13 protein-coding genes are annotated in these 13,594 nt (G+C 65.1%); 5 read left to right on the top strand and 8 right to left on the bottom strand.

Annotated features, from left to right (window positions below):
* Positions 1-6: 6 nt before the first annotated feature.
* From AB3X96_RS13860 to AB3X96_RS13870, 3 genes are all read right to left on the bottom strand, one after another.
* Positions 7-1,155, bottom strand: coding sequence for a glycosyltransferase family 4 protein (locus tag AB3X96_RS13860; protein WP_176109362.1), 1,149 nt, complete (start codon positions 1,153-1,155; stop codon positions 7-9).
* 119 nt (positions 1,156-1,274) lie between these two features.
* Entirely contained in the window at positions 1,275-2,105 is an 831-nt protein-coding gene (locus AB3X96_RS13865; protein ID WP_368590203.1) for a glycosyltransferase, read from the bottom strand.
* A complete protein-coding gene (locus tag AB3X96_RS13870) occupies positions 2,102-3,364 on the bottom strand; it encodes an oligosaccharide flippase family protein (protein WP_368590204.1) in 1,263 nt (420 codons plus the stop codon). The genes AB3X96_RS13865 and AB3X96_RS13870 overlap by 4 nt, the downstream gene beginning before the upstream one ends.
* 328 nt (positions 3,365-3,692) lie before the next feature.
* Between AB3X96_RS13870 and AB3X96_RS13875 the strand changes: the two genes are divergently transcribed.
* The 5 genes from AB3X96_RS13875 (at position 3,693) to AB3X96_RS13895 (ending at position 9,515) form a co-directional block, all read left to right on the top strand.
* A complete protein-coding gene (locus AB3X96_RS13875; RefSeq protein ID WP_176109359.1) occupies positions 3,693-5,087 on the top strand; it encodes a phosphomannomutase/phosphoglucomutase in 1,395 nt (464 codons plus the stop codon).
* A 235-nt stretch (positions 5,088-5,322) separates the two neighbouring features.
* Positions 5,323-6,264 (top strand): lipopolysaccharide heptosyltransferase I, encoded by a 942-nt coding sequence (gene waaC, locus AB3X96_RS13880; protein ID WP_368590396.1) that lies wholly within the window; start codon positions 5,323-5,325, stop codon positions 6,262-6,264.
* 80 nt (positions 6,265-6,344) lie between these two features.
* On the top strand, positions 6,345-7,229 hold the full coding sequence (locus AB3X96_RS13885) for a Kdo hydroxylase family protein (RefSeq protein WP_368590205.1): 885 nt from the start codon (positions 6,345-6,347) through the stop codon (positions 7,227-7,229).
* Positions 7,230-7,326: 97 nt separating this feature from the next.
* Positions 7,327-8,640, top strand: coding sequence for a lipid IV(A) 3-deoxy-D-manno-octulosonic acid transferase (gene waaA, locus AB3X96_RS13890; RefSeq protein ID WP_368590206.1), 1,314 nt, complete (start codon positions 7,327-7,329; stop codon positions 8,638-8,640).
* Positions 8,641-8,765: 125 nt separating this feature from the next.
* Complete coding sequence (locus tag AB3X96_RS13895) at positions 8,766-9,515, top strand: Fic family protein (protein ID WP_368590207.1); 750 nt, start codon at positions 8,766-8,768, stop codon at positions 9,513-9,515.
* Between the two features lie 12 nt (positions 9,516-9,527).
* Here AB3X96_RS13895 and ureG read toward each other — a convergent pair whose 3' ends face one another.
* The 5 genes from ureG to AB3X96_RS13920 form a co-directional block, all read right to left on the bottom strand.
* Positions 9,528-10,190, bottom strand: coding sequence for an urease accessory protein UreG (gene ureG / locus AB3X96_RS13900; RefSeq protein ID WP_184227810.1), 663 nt, complete (start codon positions 10,188-10,190; stop codon positions 9,528-9,530).
* Positions 10,191-10,210: 20 nt separating this feature from the next.
* Positions 10,211-10,891 carry an urease accessory protein UreF gene (locus AB3X96_RS13905; RefSeq protein WP_368590397.1) on the bottom strand — a complete coding sequence of 227 codons (681 nt, stop codon included), beginning with the start codon at positions 10,889-10,891 and terminating at the stop codon, positions 10,211-10,213.
* The gene (gene ureE, locus AB3X96_RS13910; protein WP_368590208.1) at positions 10,878-11,486 is read right to left on the bottom strand and encodes an urease accessory protein UreE; all 609 of its coding nucleotides are present in this window, start codon (positions 11,484-11,486) and stop codon (positions 10,878-10,880) included. Before ureE ends, AB3X96_RS13905 begins: the two co-directional genes overlap by 14 nt.
* 2 nt (positions 11,487-11,488) lie before the next feature.
* The gene (gene ureC / locus AB3X96_RS13915; protein WP_368590209.1) at positions 11,489-13,195 is read right to left on the bottom strand and encodes an urease subunit alpha; all 1,707 of its coding nucleotides are present in this window, start codon (positions 13,193-13,195) and stop codon (positions 11,489-11,491) included.
* Between the two features lie 87 nt (positions 13,196-13,282).
* Positions 13,283-13,588, bottom strand: a complete 306-nt coding sequence (locus AB3X96_RS13920; protein WP_013088655.1) for an urease subunit beta — start codon at positions 13,586-13,588, stop codon at positions 13,283-13,285.
* Positions 13,589-13,594: the final 6 nt, after the last annotated feature.

Below are 13,594 nucleotides of genomic sequence, written 5' to 3' on the forward strand. Positions count from 1 at the left end.
CTCCCATTAAAGTAAAACACCCGTGATTTTCTGGACCAGGTCTTTATACGTTTCGACGACCATGCGTTCGTCGAATTCGGTCGCGACTTTCTGCCGGCCGCGTTCCGCCATCGCGCGCCGCTCCGCGTCGCTCATATCGAGCATGCGCGCGAGACTCGCGGCGAGGCTCTGCGCATTGCGCGCTTCGCACAACAAGCCGTTGACACCGTCGGCCACTACCTCGCGGCAGCCGGGCACGTCGGTCGCGACGATCGGCCGGCCCATCGCCGACGCTTCCATCAGCGTGCGCGGCACGCCTTCGCGATACGACGGTAGCACGACACAATCGGCATCGGCGATGAACGGCCGCACGTCGTGCGCTTCGCCCAGATATTCGATCACGCCCTCCTGTTCCCACGCGGCGACTTCGTCGCGCGTGATCGCGCTCGGATTGTCGACGCCTACCGGCCCGAGCAACTGGAAGCGCGCATGAGGATAGCGCGCGCGCAATTGCCGCGCGGCCTCGACGTATTCGCCGACGCCCTTGTCCCACAGCAGCCGCCCGATCAGCACGAAGCGAAACTCCGCCCGAGCGCGCAGCGGCGTGAATGCGAACTGTTCGAGATCGACGCCCTCGCCGTGCAACAGCCGCGCGCGCTCGGGATGCGCGAGCAGCTTGCCGTCGATGAACGCGGCCTGATCGTCGCGATTCAGGAACCACACTTCACGCGGAAAGCGGAACGCGAAACGATACAGCCTTTTAGCGATCTGCGCGGCGCGGCTGTGCTGGATGAACACATAGCCCAGCCCGGTGGTGACCGCCACCGACTGCACGCCAGCCAGCTTCGCCGCGATCGAGCCGTAGATATTCGGCTTGATCGTGTAGTGAAACACCACATGCGGACGGATCGTCCTGTACTGCCGATAGAGCGCGAAGAGCGTGCGCAGATCTTCGCCCGGACTCGTGCCCTTCGACGCCATCGGCAGCTCGATGCAACGGCAGCCCATCGCGGCGAGCAGCTCGAACGTGCGGTCGCGCGGCGCAAGCACCGTCACATCGACCCCGCGCCCGATTAGTGTGCGGATCAGCCCTTGCCGATACGTATAGATTGCCCAGGCCGTGTTGCAGACGAGTGTAATGCGCAGCGCGGGCGTCGACTTGAAAGAGGGCTTCATGCGAAAAAGGGCACGGCGTTGAATGAAGTGTGGACCAGTGATACGAAAACAGCGCCGTACGCAGCGGCGCGAAGCTCAGCGAACCAGGCGGCAGCGACAGCGCTCACACGCGGCGCGCCTCAACGGCTCGCGCGCGGCGTGAGCAGCGCGCGCTTGACCCGCTGCAACGTGCGATAAGGCAGCAGCAGATGCGACAGATTCTTCGCGAGGCCCAGCCAGTCGTAGGGATTGGCCACGTTGAAGTAGCGCAACTGCAAACGCAGCGTCGAACCGATCTGCCGGCGCCGCTTCGTCGCGCTGATGCCGCCTTCGTTCAGCTCATAGAAAAGGCCCGGTTCCGGCAGATTCGCGCAGTCGTAGCGTTCCATCAGACGTAAGAACAGATCGAGGTCCTCGGCCGAAGGATACGCGGCGCGGTAGTTGCCGACTGTGCGGACGGCATCGATACGCAGCATCATCGACGGATGCGCGAGGCACGAGCGGAAAAAGCGCTGGCGTCGGATCACGTTCGGCTCGGCCGGCGGCGTCAGCATGAAAAGCGGCTCGCCCGCACGCGTGACGACCTGGGTCCACATGCCGAGGCCCGCCACGTTCGGATGCGCTCCCATGAACGCGCGCTGCTTCGCGAGCCGCTGGGGCACCGCGCGATCGCCCGCGTCGATGCGCGCCGCAAAACGAAAGCCGCGCTGCGCGAGCGCATCGATGCCGGTTTGCAGCGCGCGCTCGATGCCGCTGTTGCGCGCCATGCGCAGCACTTCGATCTTCAGGTTCGGCAGCGCGGGCGCGACGATCGGCGGTGTGCTGCCGTCATCGACGATCAGAACGTGCACCAGCGCACTTTCTTCAAACGACGCGAGCGTAGAATCGACGTCCGCCTGGCCGTTGTAGGCGGGCATCAGCACCGCGACGTCGTCGAGCGTGGTTTGCGCGGTGGCGGATGAATTCGTCATGGGCGCAATTTGAAACGGATGTAATAAAGATTAACCGAGGCGGCCGCCAGATAGCCGGCCGCGAGGCCGACGAGCGCGCCATACGCGCCGAGTCGCGGGATCGCCAATAGATTGACGGCGAACGCGACGGCGAGCGCGAGCAGCCACTTCGCCAGCAAAACGAACTTGGCCTGATACTTGAGCACGACCAGATTGCCGATCGCCTCGATACCGGCGGGCACCGACAGCCACACGGCCCAGCGGAAGATCTCGATCGCGCCTTCAAAATCCGGCCCGAACACACGGCGGATGATGAAGCCCGCGAGCAGATCGAGCACGAACGCGCCGCACACCATCAGCACGGCGGTCAGCGCGGTGAGCCGCCACATGTTGCGGCGCAGTTGCGCGATGCCTTGCACGCGGTAGACGAAGGCGGGCGCAATGGTTTGCGCGAGCATCAGCGCGAGCGTGATCCAGTTTTCATTCAACTGCTGGGCGGCCGAGTAGCGTCCGAGGTCGGCGAACGAAATCGCGCGCTCGAGCATCAGCCGGTCCAGCTTCAGGAACAGATACATACAGATGAGCCCGAGCCAGAATACCGTGCCCGCGCTCGCGAAGTGCTTGAAGAGCGAACGTTCGACATGCCAGCCCAGCTTGCCGCCATGCCAGCGCATGAAGTAGAGCAACAGCACCGCGCCGATCGCCGCCGATTCGAGCGCCCACAGCCAGCCGAAACGTGCGGGCGCGGCCGTCGCGCGCACCAGCAGATAGACGAGGCCGGCCTTGATCACAGCGGTGCTCATGCTGGTCAGCAACTGCGGCTTGCTGTAGGTCATGCTTTGCAGCCACGCGTTGATCACGCCGACGAACGGCTCGCGAAACAGCATCGTGAGCGCGAGGCCGGCGAGCATCGCGCCGACGAGCGGCTCGAAGAAATGCAGCGCAATGCCGAGCCACGTGAGCAGCAGCGCGACGGCCGAGACGGAGAAACGCAACGCGAACGCGCTGCCGAGTACGGTACCGAGTTGTTCGGGCGGCCGGTTGACGATGGTCGGTACGAGGATTTCCGCGCCGCACACCCATGTGATCGGCGAGAGCACCAGCAGCAGCGTGTTCGCGTACTGCCATTTGCCGAACGTGTCGGGTCCGAAGTAACGCGCGAGGATGCCGCTGATCACGATTGCCACGCCGATCTGCGTGAGCCGTTCGAGACCCAGCCAGACGATGTTCGTAAACGCGCGCGTGACGTCGGGATTGGCGAAGCGCTTGAGTGTCAGCATCCGTTGGCCGCTCGCCGCTGCGCGTCGGTCAAGCCACCTCGTGCGGCCATGCATGCGGCGCTATGCGCGTTCGCCCGCCCGGCCGGCAGCCACGGCAACTTTACAAAGGGAGGGCGTCTAAGCATTAGAATGGCGTTATTCAGGCTGGTCAGAAGAACGCAATTATAAGTTGGAACCGGACCGCTTCCGGCAAGGGCGCAACGAGGCGTGATAACGCGGTTTTTTAACGCGCGTATTACGGTGGTTTTTAATGCGATTTTTTCCGCGTTTTTACCGGTTATCGTCTGTGCGCAGGTCAAAATTTTCCATTGCACGCAAGTGAGCCAACATGATCTCCAAATCGATTTTCAAGGCGTATGACATTCGTGGCGTGATTGGCAAGACGCTCGACGCGGACGCCGCGCGTTCCATCGGCCGCGCCTTCGGCAGCGAAGTGCGCGCGCAGGGCGGCGACGCGGTCGTGGTCGCGCGCGACGGGCGCCTGTCGGGCCCCGAACTGATCGGCGCGCTGTCCGACGGCCTACGCGCGGCCGGCGTCGACGTCGTGAACGTGGGTATGGTGCCCACGCCGGTCGGCTACTTCGCGGCGAGCGTACCGTTGAAGCTCGCGGGCGGCGAGCGCCGGGTCGACTCGTGCATCGTCGTGACCGGTAGCCATAATCCGCCGGACTACAACGGCTTCAAGATGGTGCTGCGCGGCGCGGCCATTTACGGCGAGCAGATCCTCGCGCTGCATCAGCGCATCGTCGACGAGAACTTCGCCGACGGTAACGGCAGCTACACCGAATACGACATCGCCGACGCGTATCTCGAGCGCATCGCGAGCGACGTGAAGCTCGCGCGTCCGATCAAGATCGTCGTCGATACCGGCAACGGCGTGGCCGGCGCGCTCGCACCCAAGCTGTTCAAAAAGCTCGGTTGCGAACTGGTCGAGCTGTTCACCGAAGTCGACGGCAACTTCCCGAATCACCATCCGGACCCGGCGCACCCGGAGAACCTCGAAGACGTGATTCGCGCGCTGAAGGAAACCGATGCGGAAATCGGCTTCGCGTTCGACGGCGACGGCGACCGCCTGGGCGTCGTCACCAAGGATGGCCAGATCATCTACCCGGACCGTCAGCTGATGCTGTTCGCCGAAGAAGTGCTGTCGCGCAACAAGGGCGCGCAGATCATCTACGACGTGAAGTGCACGCGCAATCTCGCGAAGTGGGTCAAGGACAAGGGCGGCGAGCCGCTGATGTGGAAGACCGGCCACTCGCTCGTGAAGGCGAAGCTGCGCGAAACCGGCGCGCCGCTGGCCGGTGAAATGAGCGGACACGTGTTCTTCAAGGACCGCTGGTATGGTTTCGACGACGGCCTGTACACGGGCGCGCGTCTGCTCGAGATCCTCACCCGCGTCGCCGACCCGAGCAAGCTGCTGAACTCGCTGCCGAACTCGCACTCCACGCCCGAGCTGCAACTGAAGCTCGAGGAAGGCGAGAACTTCGAGCTGATCGCGCGTTTGCAGCAGAACGCGAAGTTCACCGGCGCGGACAACGTCGTGAAGATCGACGGTCTGCGCGTCGAGTATCCGGACGGCTTCGGCCTCGCGCGTTCGTCGAATACGACGCCGGTTGTCGTGATGCGTTTCGAAGCCGACAACGACGCGGCGCTCAAGCGCATCCAGGACGACTTCCGCCGCGTGATTCTCGCGGAGAAGGCCGATGCGAAACTGCCGTTCTGACGGCTGATGCGGCGGCGCGCTTCGAAATTCGTCAACACGGGTCGAAGCGTCGCCGCCACCGAACGCGGCGCGGGTTGCCTTACCGCGCCGCGTTTTTCATGTCTTTGATATCCGACGCGCTAGAATTGCGGTCCTTTCAACGCATCTTCGAGCCGGATAGCCGGTTTTCCCACTCTTGAGCGCGCAAAAGATACTCATCGTGAGGGTGTCGTCGCTGGGCGACGTCGTTCACAACATGCCCGTGATCGCCGACATCCGGCGCCGCCATCCCGACGCGCAGATCGACTGGCTCGTCGAGGAGAGCTTCGTCGGGCTCGTGGAGCTCGTGAGCGGCGTGCGGCGCGCGATTCCGGTGTCGCTGCGGCGCTGGCGCAAGCGCATCCTGTCCGTCGACAACTGGCGCGAGATCGGCGCGTTTCGTCGCGCGCTCGCCGCCGAGCACTACGATCTGGTGATCGACTGCCAGGGGCTCATCAAGACCGCGTGGGTCGCTAGCATGGCGCGTGGACCGCTCGTCGGCCTCGGCAACCGCACCGACGGCGCCGGCTACGAATGGCCGGTGCGCTTCTTCTACGGGCGGCGCGTGCCGATCGCGCCACGCACGCACGTGGTCGAACGCACGCGGCAACTGGTGGCCGCGGCGCTGAACGATCCGCCGCCGCAACCCACCGACGACATCGACTTCGGTCTCGATACGGGCCGTGCCGCGCTCGCGCTGTCGCGAGCCAATCTGAATCTGCCGGTGCCGTACGTCGTGTTCGTGCACGCGACTTCGCGCGCCGACAAGCAGTGGCCCGACGCCGCGTGGATCGAACTCGGGCAAACGCTGGTGCGGCGCGGCGCGTCGATCGTGCTGCCGTGGGGCGGCGACGCCGAGCGCGCGACCAGCGAGCGGCTCGCGAAGGAATTCGGCGCGGCCGCGATCGTGCCGCCGAAGCTGTCGCTGCCGGCGGTGGTCGGGCTGATCGATGGCGCGGCCGCGACGGTCGGGGTCGACACAGGTCTGGTCCACATCGCGGCGGCGCTGAAGCGGCCTACGGTCGAGTTGTACAATTTCTCGACTGCGTGGCGCACCGGCGGGTACTGGTCGCCTAACGTCGTCAATCTCGGCGCGGCCGGTCAGCCGGCTACGCTGCAGCAGGTCAAGTCGGCGCTGGCCGCGTTTGGTTTGCTGTAACCCGGGCCGGCAGTCATCAGCACGGGCTGTCACCCGCCGGTGCGCTTCGCCTTGCGCACCCTCCGTTCCCAAGGGCGATCATGAACGAATCCCAGATCATCGAAGTAGCGAACGCCGACTGGCACGGCTGCAACCTGTCCGTGCCGCGCGAGCCGCTGCTCGCCGGCGTCGAGCGCGGCAAGGTGCTGTACTTCCCGAACCTGCGCTTCGCGATCGACGGCGGCGAGCAGGCGCTGCTCGACCCGGCGCTCGCCGATCCGAACCGCAAGAACATCAGCCTCGAACCGAACGGCGGCGCGCTGCACGGCGTGGCCGGCGATGCAGTCACGCAATCGGCGGTGCGCGCGTTGATCGCGCGTTATCAGGCGAATGCGCGCACGCTCGTCGACGGGCTCTTTCCCGAGTACAACGGCAAATTGCGCGTCGCGCCGACGAGCCTGCGGCTGCATCAGGTCGAGACGCGCGAAACCTCGTGGCGCAAGGACGACAGCCGTCTGCACGTCGATGCGTTTCCGTCGCGGCCTAACTACGGCGAGCGCATCCTGCGCGTGTTCACCAACGTGAACCCACATGGCGTGCCGCGCGTATGGCGCGTCGGCGAGCCGTTCGAGGACATGGCGCAGCGCTTCCTGCCGCGCATCAAGCCGCAGATGCCGGGCTCCGCGTGGCTGCTGAACCTGCTGCATGTGACGAAGTCGCCGCGCAGCGAGTACGACCATCTGATGCTCAATCTGCACGACGGCATGAAGGCCGACCTCGACTATCAGAAGACGAGTCCGCAAGAGACCATGCCGTTTCCGCCGGGCAGCGTGTGGGTGTGCTTCTCCGACCAGACCTCGCATGCGGTGATGTCCGGCCAGTTCATGCTGGAGCAGACTTTCTTCCTGCCGGTGAAGGCGATGGTGCAGCCGGAATGCGCGCCGCTCGGCATTCTCGAGCGCCTGAAGGGCAGGGCGCTGGTTTGAGCGCGGCGGTCGATTCGAGGGCCGGGCAGGTGCCGGCCCGCATCGCGCGGATCAGCGCCGTGATCTTTGCGACGAAGACGAACCACGCGGAGCGCCGATGCTAAGAGCGATCTATCGCGCGCTCTGGTGGCTGATCGCGCCGCTTGCCGTGCTGCGTCTGTTGATCCGTTCGCGCAAGGAGCGCGGTTACCGCGAGCATATCGGCGAGCGCTTCGGTTATTCGCGTGGACGCTTGCCCGAAGACAACGCGCCGTTGATCTGGGTGCATGCGGTGTCGGTTGGCGAGACGCGCGCCGCGCAGCCGCTGATCGATGCGCTGATGAAGGCGCGCCCCGACGCGCGCATTCTGCTCACGCACATGACGCCGAGCGGCCGCGCGACCGGCAGCGAAATTTTCGGCGACCGCGTGTTGCGCAGCTATCTACCGTACGACATGCCGCAGGCAGTACGGCGCTTCTTGCGCGCGTGGCGGCCGTCGCTCGGTCTCGTGATGGAAACCGAGGTATGGCCGACCTTGATCGACGAATGCCGGCGCGCCGACGTGCCGCTCGTGCTGACCAATGCGCGGATGTCGGCGCGGTCGTTCAAGCGCGCGGCGAAGTTCGGCGGCGCGACGAAGGACGTGTTCGGCGGCTTCGCGCGCGTGCTCGCGCAGAGCCCGTCCGATGCCGAGCGGCTGACCTCGCTCGGCGCGCGCAACGTCGCGGTGCTCGGCAATCTGAAGTTCGACATGAGCACGCCGCCCGAACTCGCGGCGCGCGGCCACGCGTGGCGCGCGGCGATCGGCACGCGGCCCGTGTGGGTCGCGGCGAGCACGCGCGAGGGCGAAGAGGCGCTGGTGCTCGACGCGTTCGCGGCGCTCGGCGTCGACGATGCGCTGCTGATTCTGGTGCCGCGTCACCCGCAACGCTTCAATGAAGTGGCGGCGGCTGTCGAGAAGGCGGGGTTGCGGCTCGAACGCCGATCGAACTGGGCACCCGATGCGAAGGTCGCGTCGGCCGCGCGCATCGCCGACGATGGCGTGCCACCGCTGCCGCGCGACGTGAACGTGCTGCTCGGCGATTCGATGGGCGAGTTGGGCGCTTACTACGCGGCATCGGATCTGGCGTTCATCGGCGGCAGTCTGCTGCCGCTCGGCGGACAGAACCTGATCGAAGCCTGCGCGGTCGGCGTGCCGGTGCTGATCGGGCCACACGTTTTCAACTTCACGCAGGCCACCGCCGATGCGGTCGCGGCCGGTGCCGCCGTGCAGGTGCAGGACCCGGCCGATCTGGCGCGCGCGCTGCGCGAGCTGTTCGGCGACAAGTCGCGGCGGCTCGCGATGGGCGGTGCGGCTGCCGCGTTTGCGGCGAGGCATCGCGGGGCGACGGCGAGGACGGTGGATGTGTTGGCGGCGTTGTTGCCGGAGTGACCAAGGGTGCCGCGCGAGGTGGCGCCCGGTCTTGCGCTTCATGCGCCCACAAATAAGATATTCTCCGCACATTGGGTTTGTGCAAGCACCGGCCCGGCCATCTGAACTGTTTCTCAACACCTGCGATGACGCTTTTCACCGAACTCGGTTTTCAATGGGATCGCGCTGCGGTTCCACAGGACATTCCGGTCCATTCGATCAAACGGGTGTGTTTCCGTTTTCATCGCATGCTGCCGGAATTCATCTGGGATGCAAGTGTGCTCGAAGGGAACCCGTTTACGTTTCCCGAGGTTAAGACGCTTCTCGACGGCGTCACGGTTGGCGGACGGAAAATCTCTGACCAGGAACAGATCCTCAATCTCGCCGAGAGCTCGAAACGTCTGTTGGTGATCGTCCAAAACGGTCAGTTCGCACTCGACAAGGCGACTTTCTGCGACCTGCATCGCCTCGTCGCGCGTAACGAAGCGCTCGAATGGGGTGTTTTCCGCGGTGAGGGTGAAGAAATGCGCTATACGCCAGACGTCGCGTTGGGTGAGGCGGGGCGATATACGCCTTTGCCCACCGTGCCTGGTGCTCCAGAGCTCAACCGGGTTTTTGGCGCAGGTGTTCGCGCGCTCAGCGAAGAAGTTTCCAATCCATTCGAACGCGGCTGTGCGTTCTTCCTGTTCGGCGCGTTGCAGCAGTTTTTCTTCGACGGCAACAAGCGCACGTCGCGCTTCATGATGAACGGCGTGCTGATGGCGAACGGTATCGATGCGATCAGCGTGCCCGCTCAGCGCGCGGCCGACTTCAACGAAAAGATGGTGCGCTTCTACCTATCGAAGGATGGCAGCGAAATGATGGCATTCCTGCGCGAATGTCATCCCGGCGAATGAAGCGCCACTGGCTCACACCTTCAACAACCCCTTCTTTTCAATAAACTTCACCACCTCGTCGAGCCCCTCGAGCGCCTTCAGATTGCACATCACGAAGGGCCGCTCGCCGCGCATCTTCTTCGCATCCGACGCCATCACGTCGAGGTTTGCGCCCACCAGCGGCGCGAGATCGGTCTTGTTGATCACGAGCAGATCCGACTTCGTGATGCCGGGTCCGCCCTTGCGCGGAATCTTCTCGCCGCCCGCGACATCGATCACATAGATCGTCAGGTCCGACAGCTCCGGGCTGAAGGTTGCCGCGAGATTGTCGCCACCCGATTCGATGAACACGATGTCCGCGTCCGGAAAACGCGTGAGCATGCGCTCGACCGCTTCGAGGTTGATCGACGCGTCCTCGCGGATCGCCGTGTGCGGGCAGCCGCCCGTCTCGACACCCATGATGCGCTCGGCCGGCAGCGCGCCCGCGACGGTCAGCAGACGCTGATCCTCTTTCGTATAGATGTCGTTCGTGATCGCGACGAGGTCATACTGGTCGCGCATCGCCTTGCACAGCATTTCCAGCAGCGTGGTCTTGCCCGAGCCGACCGGGCCGCCGACGCCCACGCGCAGCGGCGGCAGCTTCTTCGTGCGGGTCTGGGTCGCGGTATGAGAGGCCGGATGATGAGGTGCGTTCATGATGGATCGTGGGAATCGTGTTACGAGCGGAAGAGCCGCGAATACTGCGACTCGTGGCGCGCCGACAGAATGCCGAGCTGCGGTGCGAATGTGTTGAGGCCGTCACGCGAAATGGCGAGCGCACGCGCGACGGCTGCGTCGATCGGTTCGCGCAGCGCGACGATGATGCGCTGTCCCGCGAGCTGGCCGAGCGGCACCGCCTTCAGCGCGGCGGCGGCCTGGTTCTCGACCCAGCTGAACGCGTAGGCGGCGAGCGCGGCATCGGTCGACGCATCGTGCGCGTAGGCGGCGAATGCGAACGCGCTCGGCTGCGCAAGCGGCGCGAGCGACGCGAGCGTTTCGCGCCTCGCCGCATCGCCCCATTCGAGCGACACGCACAACTGCCGCAGCGACCAACCCATCTGCTCGGTTTCGCGGCGCAGTTCGGCGGACTCGCGGCTCGCGAGGAATTCGGCGTTGGCGTCGGCGAGTTCGACTGCGTCGTGCGTGCGCCAGCGTTCGATCTGCTGCGCGAGGAACGGCAACTCGCCGCGCGTGAGCACGTCAGTCAGCCCGCACTCGATCCACGTGCGCGCGGAGCCGGCGTCGGTGATGAGTTGCGCTTCGATCGCCGCTTCGAGACCCTGCGAATAGCTGAACGCGCCGATCGGCAGCGCCGGCGACGCGAGATGCAGCAGCGCGGTGAGTTCAGCGATGCGCATGGTGATGCGAGTGGTGCCCATGTCCGCACGATTCGTCGTGCACGTGGTCATGGTCGTGATCGTGCGAGTGCTCATGCCCATGATGCTCACCAAACACCTGTTGCGCGATCGCATAGTCCTCGGCGAACGTCTCGTCGTGCCCATGCTTGTGGCCGCCGCCATATGCACCGGCCTCAGGGTGGAACGGCAGCGACACCTGCTCGAGCGTCGCGCCGATGCGCTCGAGCATGTCGGCGAGCACCGGATCGTATTCGAGCTTCAGGTAATCGGTGCCCACTTCGACCGGCGTATGACGATTGCCGAGGTGATACGCGGCGCGCGTCAACGTCAACGCGTCCGAAGCGCGTACCACAAGCACGGCTTCGTCAGCCGCAACGACACGCACGAGGCCGCCATCATCGGCGACGAGCACGTCGCCATCGCGCAGCACGGTGCCGCGCGGCAACAGCAAGGCGATTTCCTCGCCGTTATCGAGCGTCGCGGCAAGACGGCTCTTGCGACGTTCATCGAACGCGAGCGTCAATGTCGGCGCTCGCTTGACGAGTACAGGCGCAATCTTCAGATGCGGCGCGAGAAGTTTGTTCAGTGTACGCATGGTCAGAACAGGAAATAGCGTTGCGCCATCGGCAGCACGGTGGCCGGATCGCAGGTCAGCAGCTGGCCGTCGGCGATCACCTGGTAGGTTTCCGGATCGACGCTGATGTTGGGGCGCCACGCGTTGTGAATCATGTCGGCCTTCGTCACGCTGCGGCAGTTCTTCACCGCGACGACGCGCTTTTCCAAACCATAGCGTTCGGCGACGTTCGCATCGGCGGCGAGTTGCGACACGAAGGTCAGCGACGTGCGACCCAGCGCGCCGCCGCGCGTCGCGAACATCTCGCGATAATGCACGGGCTGCGGCGTCGGAATCGATGCATTCGGATCTCCCATCTGCGCCATCGCGATCATGCCGCCCTTCAGGATCAGCGACGGCTTGATGCCGAAAAACGCCGGCTCCCAGAACACCAGATCGGCCCACTTGCCAGGCTCGATCGAGCCGACCTCATGCGCGATGCCGTGCGTGATCGCCGGATTGATCGTGTACTTCGCGACGTAGCGCTTCGCGCGGAAATTGTCGCGACGCGCGTTGTCCTCGGGCAGCGCGCCGCGTTGCACCTTCATCTTGTGCGCGGTCTGCCACGTGCGGATGATCACTTCGCCGACCCGGCCCATCGCCTGCGAATCCGAAGACAGCATCGAAAGCGCGCCGAGATCGTGCAGGATGTCCTCGGCCGCGATCGTCTCGCGGCGAATCCGCGATTCGGCGAACGCGATGTCCTCCGCAATCGACGGATCGAGGTGATGGCACACCATCAGCATGTCGAGATGCTCGTCGAGCGTGTTGACCGTATACGGCCGTGTCGGATTCGTCGACGACGGCAGCACGTTCGCTTCGCCGCACACCTTGATGATGTCCGGCGCGTGGCCGCCGCCCGCGCCTTCGGTGTGATAGGTGTGGATCGTGCGGCCCTTGAACGCTGCAACGGTCGTTTCGACGAAGCCCGCTTCGTTCAGCGTATCGGTGTGGATCGCAACCTGCGTGTCGGTATCGTCGGCGACGGAAAGACAGTTGTCGATCGCCGCGGGTGTCGTGCCCCAGTCCTCGTGCAGCTTCAGGCCGATCGCGCCAGCGGCGATCTGTTCGGTCAGCGGTGCCGGCTGGCTCACGTTGCCCTTGCCGAGAAAGCCGAGATTCATCGGATAACCATCGGCCGCTTGCAGCATGCGTTCGAGATGCCACGGCCCCGGCGTGCAGGTCGTCGCATTCGTGCCGGTCGCGGGGCCGGTGCCGCCGCCGAGCATCGTCGTCACGCCGCTCGCGAGCGCTTCCTCGATCTGCTGCGGGCTGATGAAGTGGATGTGCGTATCGATGCCGCCCGCGGTCACGATCAGCCCTTCGCCCGCGATCACTTCGGTGGCCGCGCCAATCGCGATCGTCACGTTCGGCTGAATGTCGGGATTGCCGGCCTTGCCGATCGCCGCGATGCGGCCGTCCTTGATGCCGATGTCGGCCTTCACGATGCCCCAGTGATCGAGGATCACCGCATTCGTCACGACGGTATCCACGACCTCGGCATGCACGCGCTGCGACTGGCCCATGCCGTCGCGAATCACCTTGCCGCCGCCGAACTTGACCTCTTCGCCGTAGGTTGTGAAGTCGCGCTCGATCTCGATCAGCAGTTCGGTGTCGGCGAGGCGCACGCGGTCGCCGGTGGTGGGGCCGAACATCTCCGCGTACGCGCGGCGGCCAATGCGTAGTGTCATGGTGTGGGTCCGGAGTGAGCTACAAGCGGGCTACAAGCAACGCAAGGCGGAGCAGGGCGGTCGAAACGCCAGGGCGCGGGCAGCGCATCACAGCTTGCCCATCACCTTGCCGTTGAAGCCGTACACGACGCGCTCGCCCGCCAGCGCGACGAGTTCGACCGTGCGCTCCTGGCCGGGCTCGAAGCGCACCGCGGTACCCGCCGCGATATTCAGCCGAAAGCCGCGCGCCGCTTCGCGATCGAATGACAGCGCGTCGTTCACTTCGTAGAAGTGGTAATGCGAGCCGATCTGCACGGGACGGTCGCCGGTATTCGACACGACCACCGTGACCGTCGCGCGGCCCGCGTTGAGTTCGTGCTCGCCGTCGTCGATGAGGAGTTCGCCGGGAATCATGGGGCC

It is taken from the genome of Paraburkholderia sp. BR13439 (assembly GCF_040948805.1).
GTDB classification, from domain to species: domain Bacteria; phylum Pseudomonadota; class Gammaproteobacteria; order Burkholderiales; family Burkholderiaceae; genus Paraburkholderia; species Paraburkholderia youngii.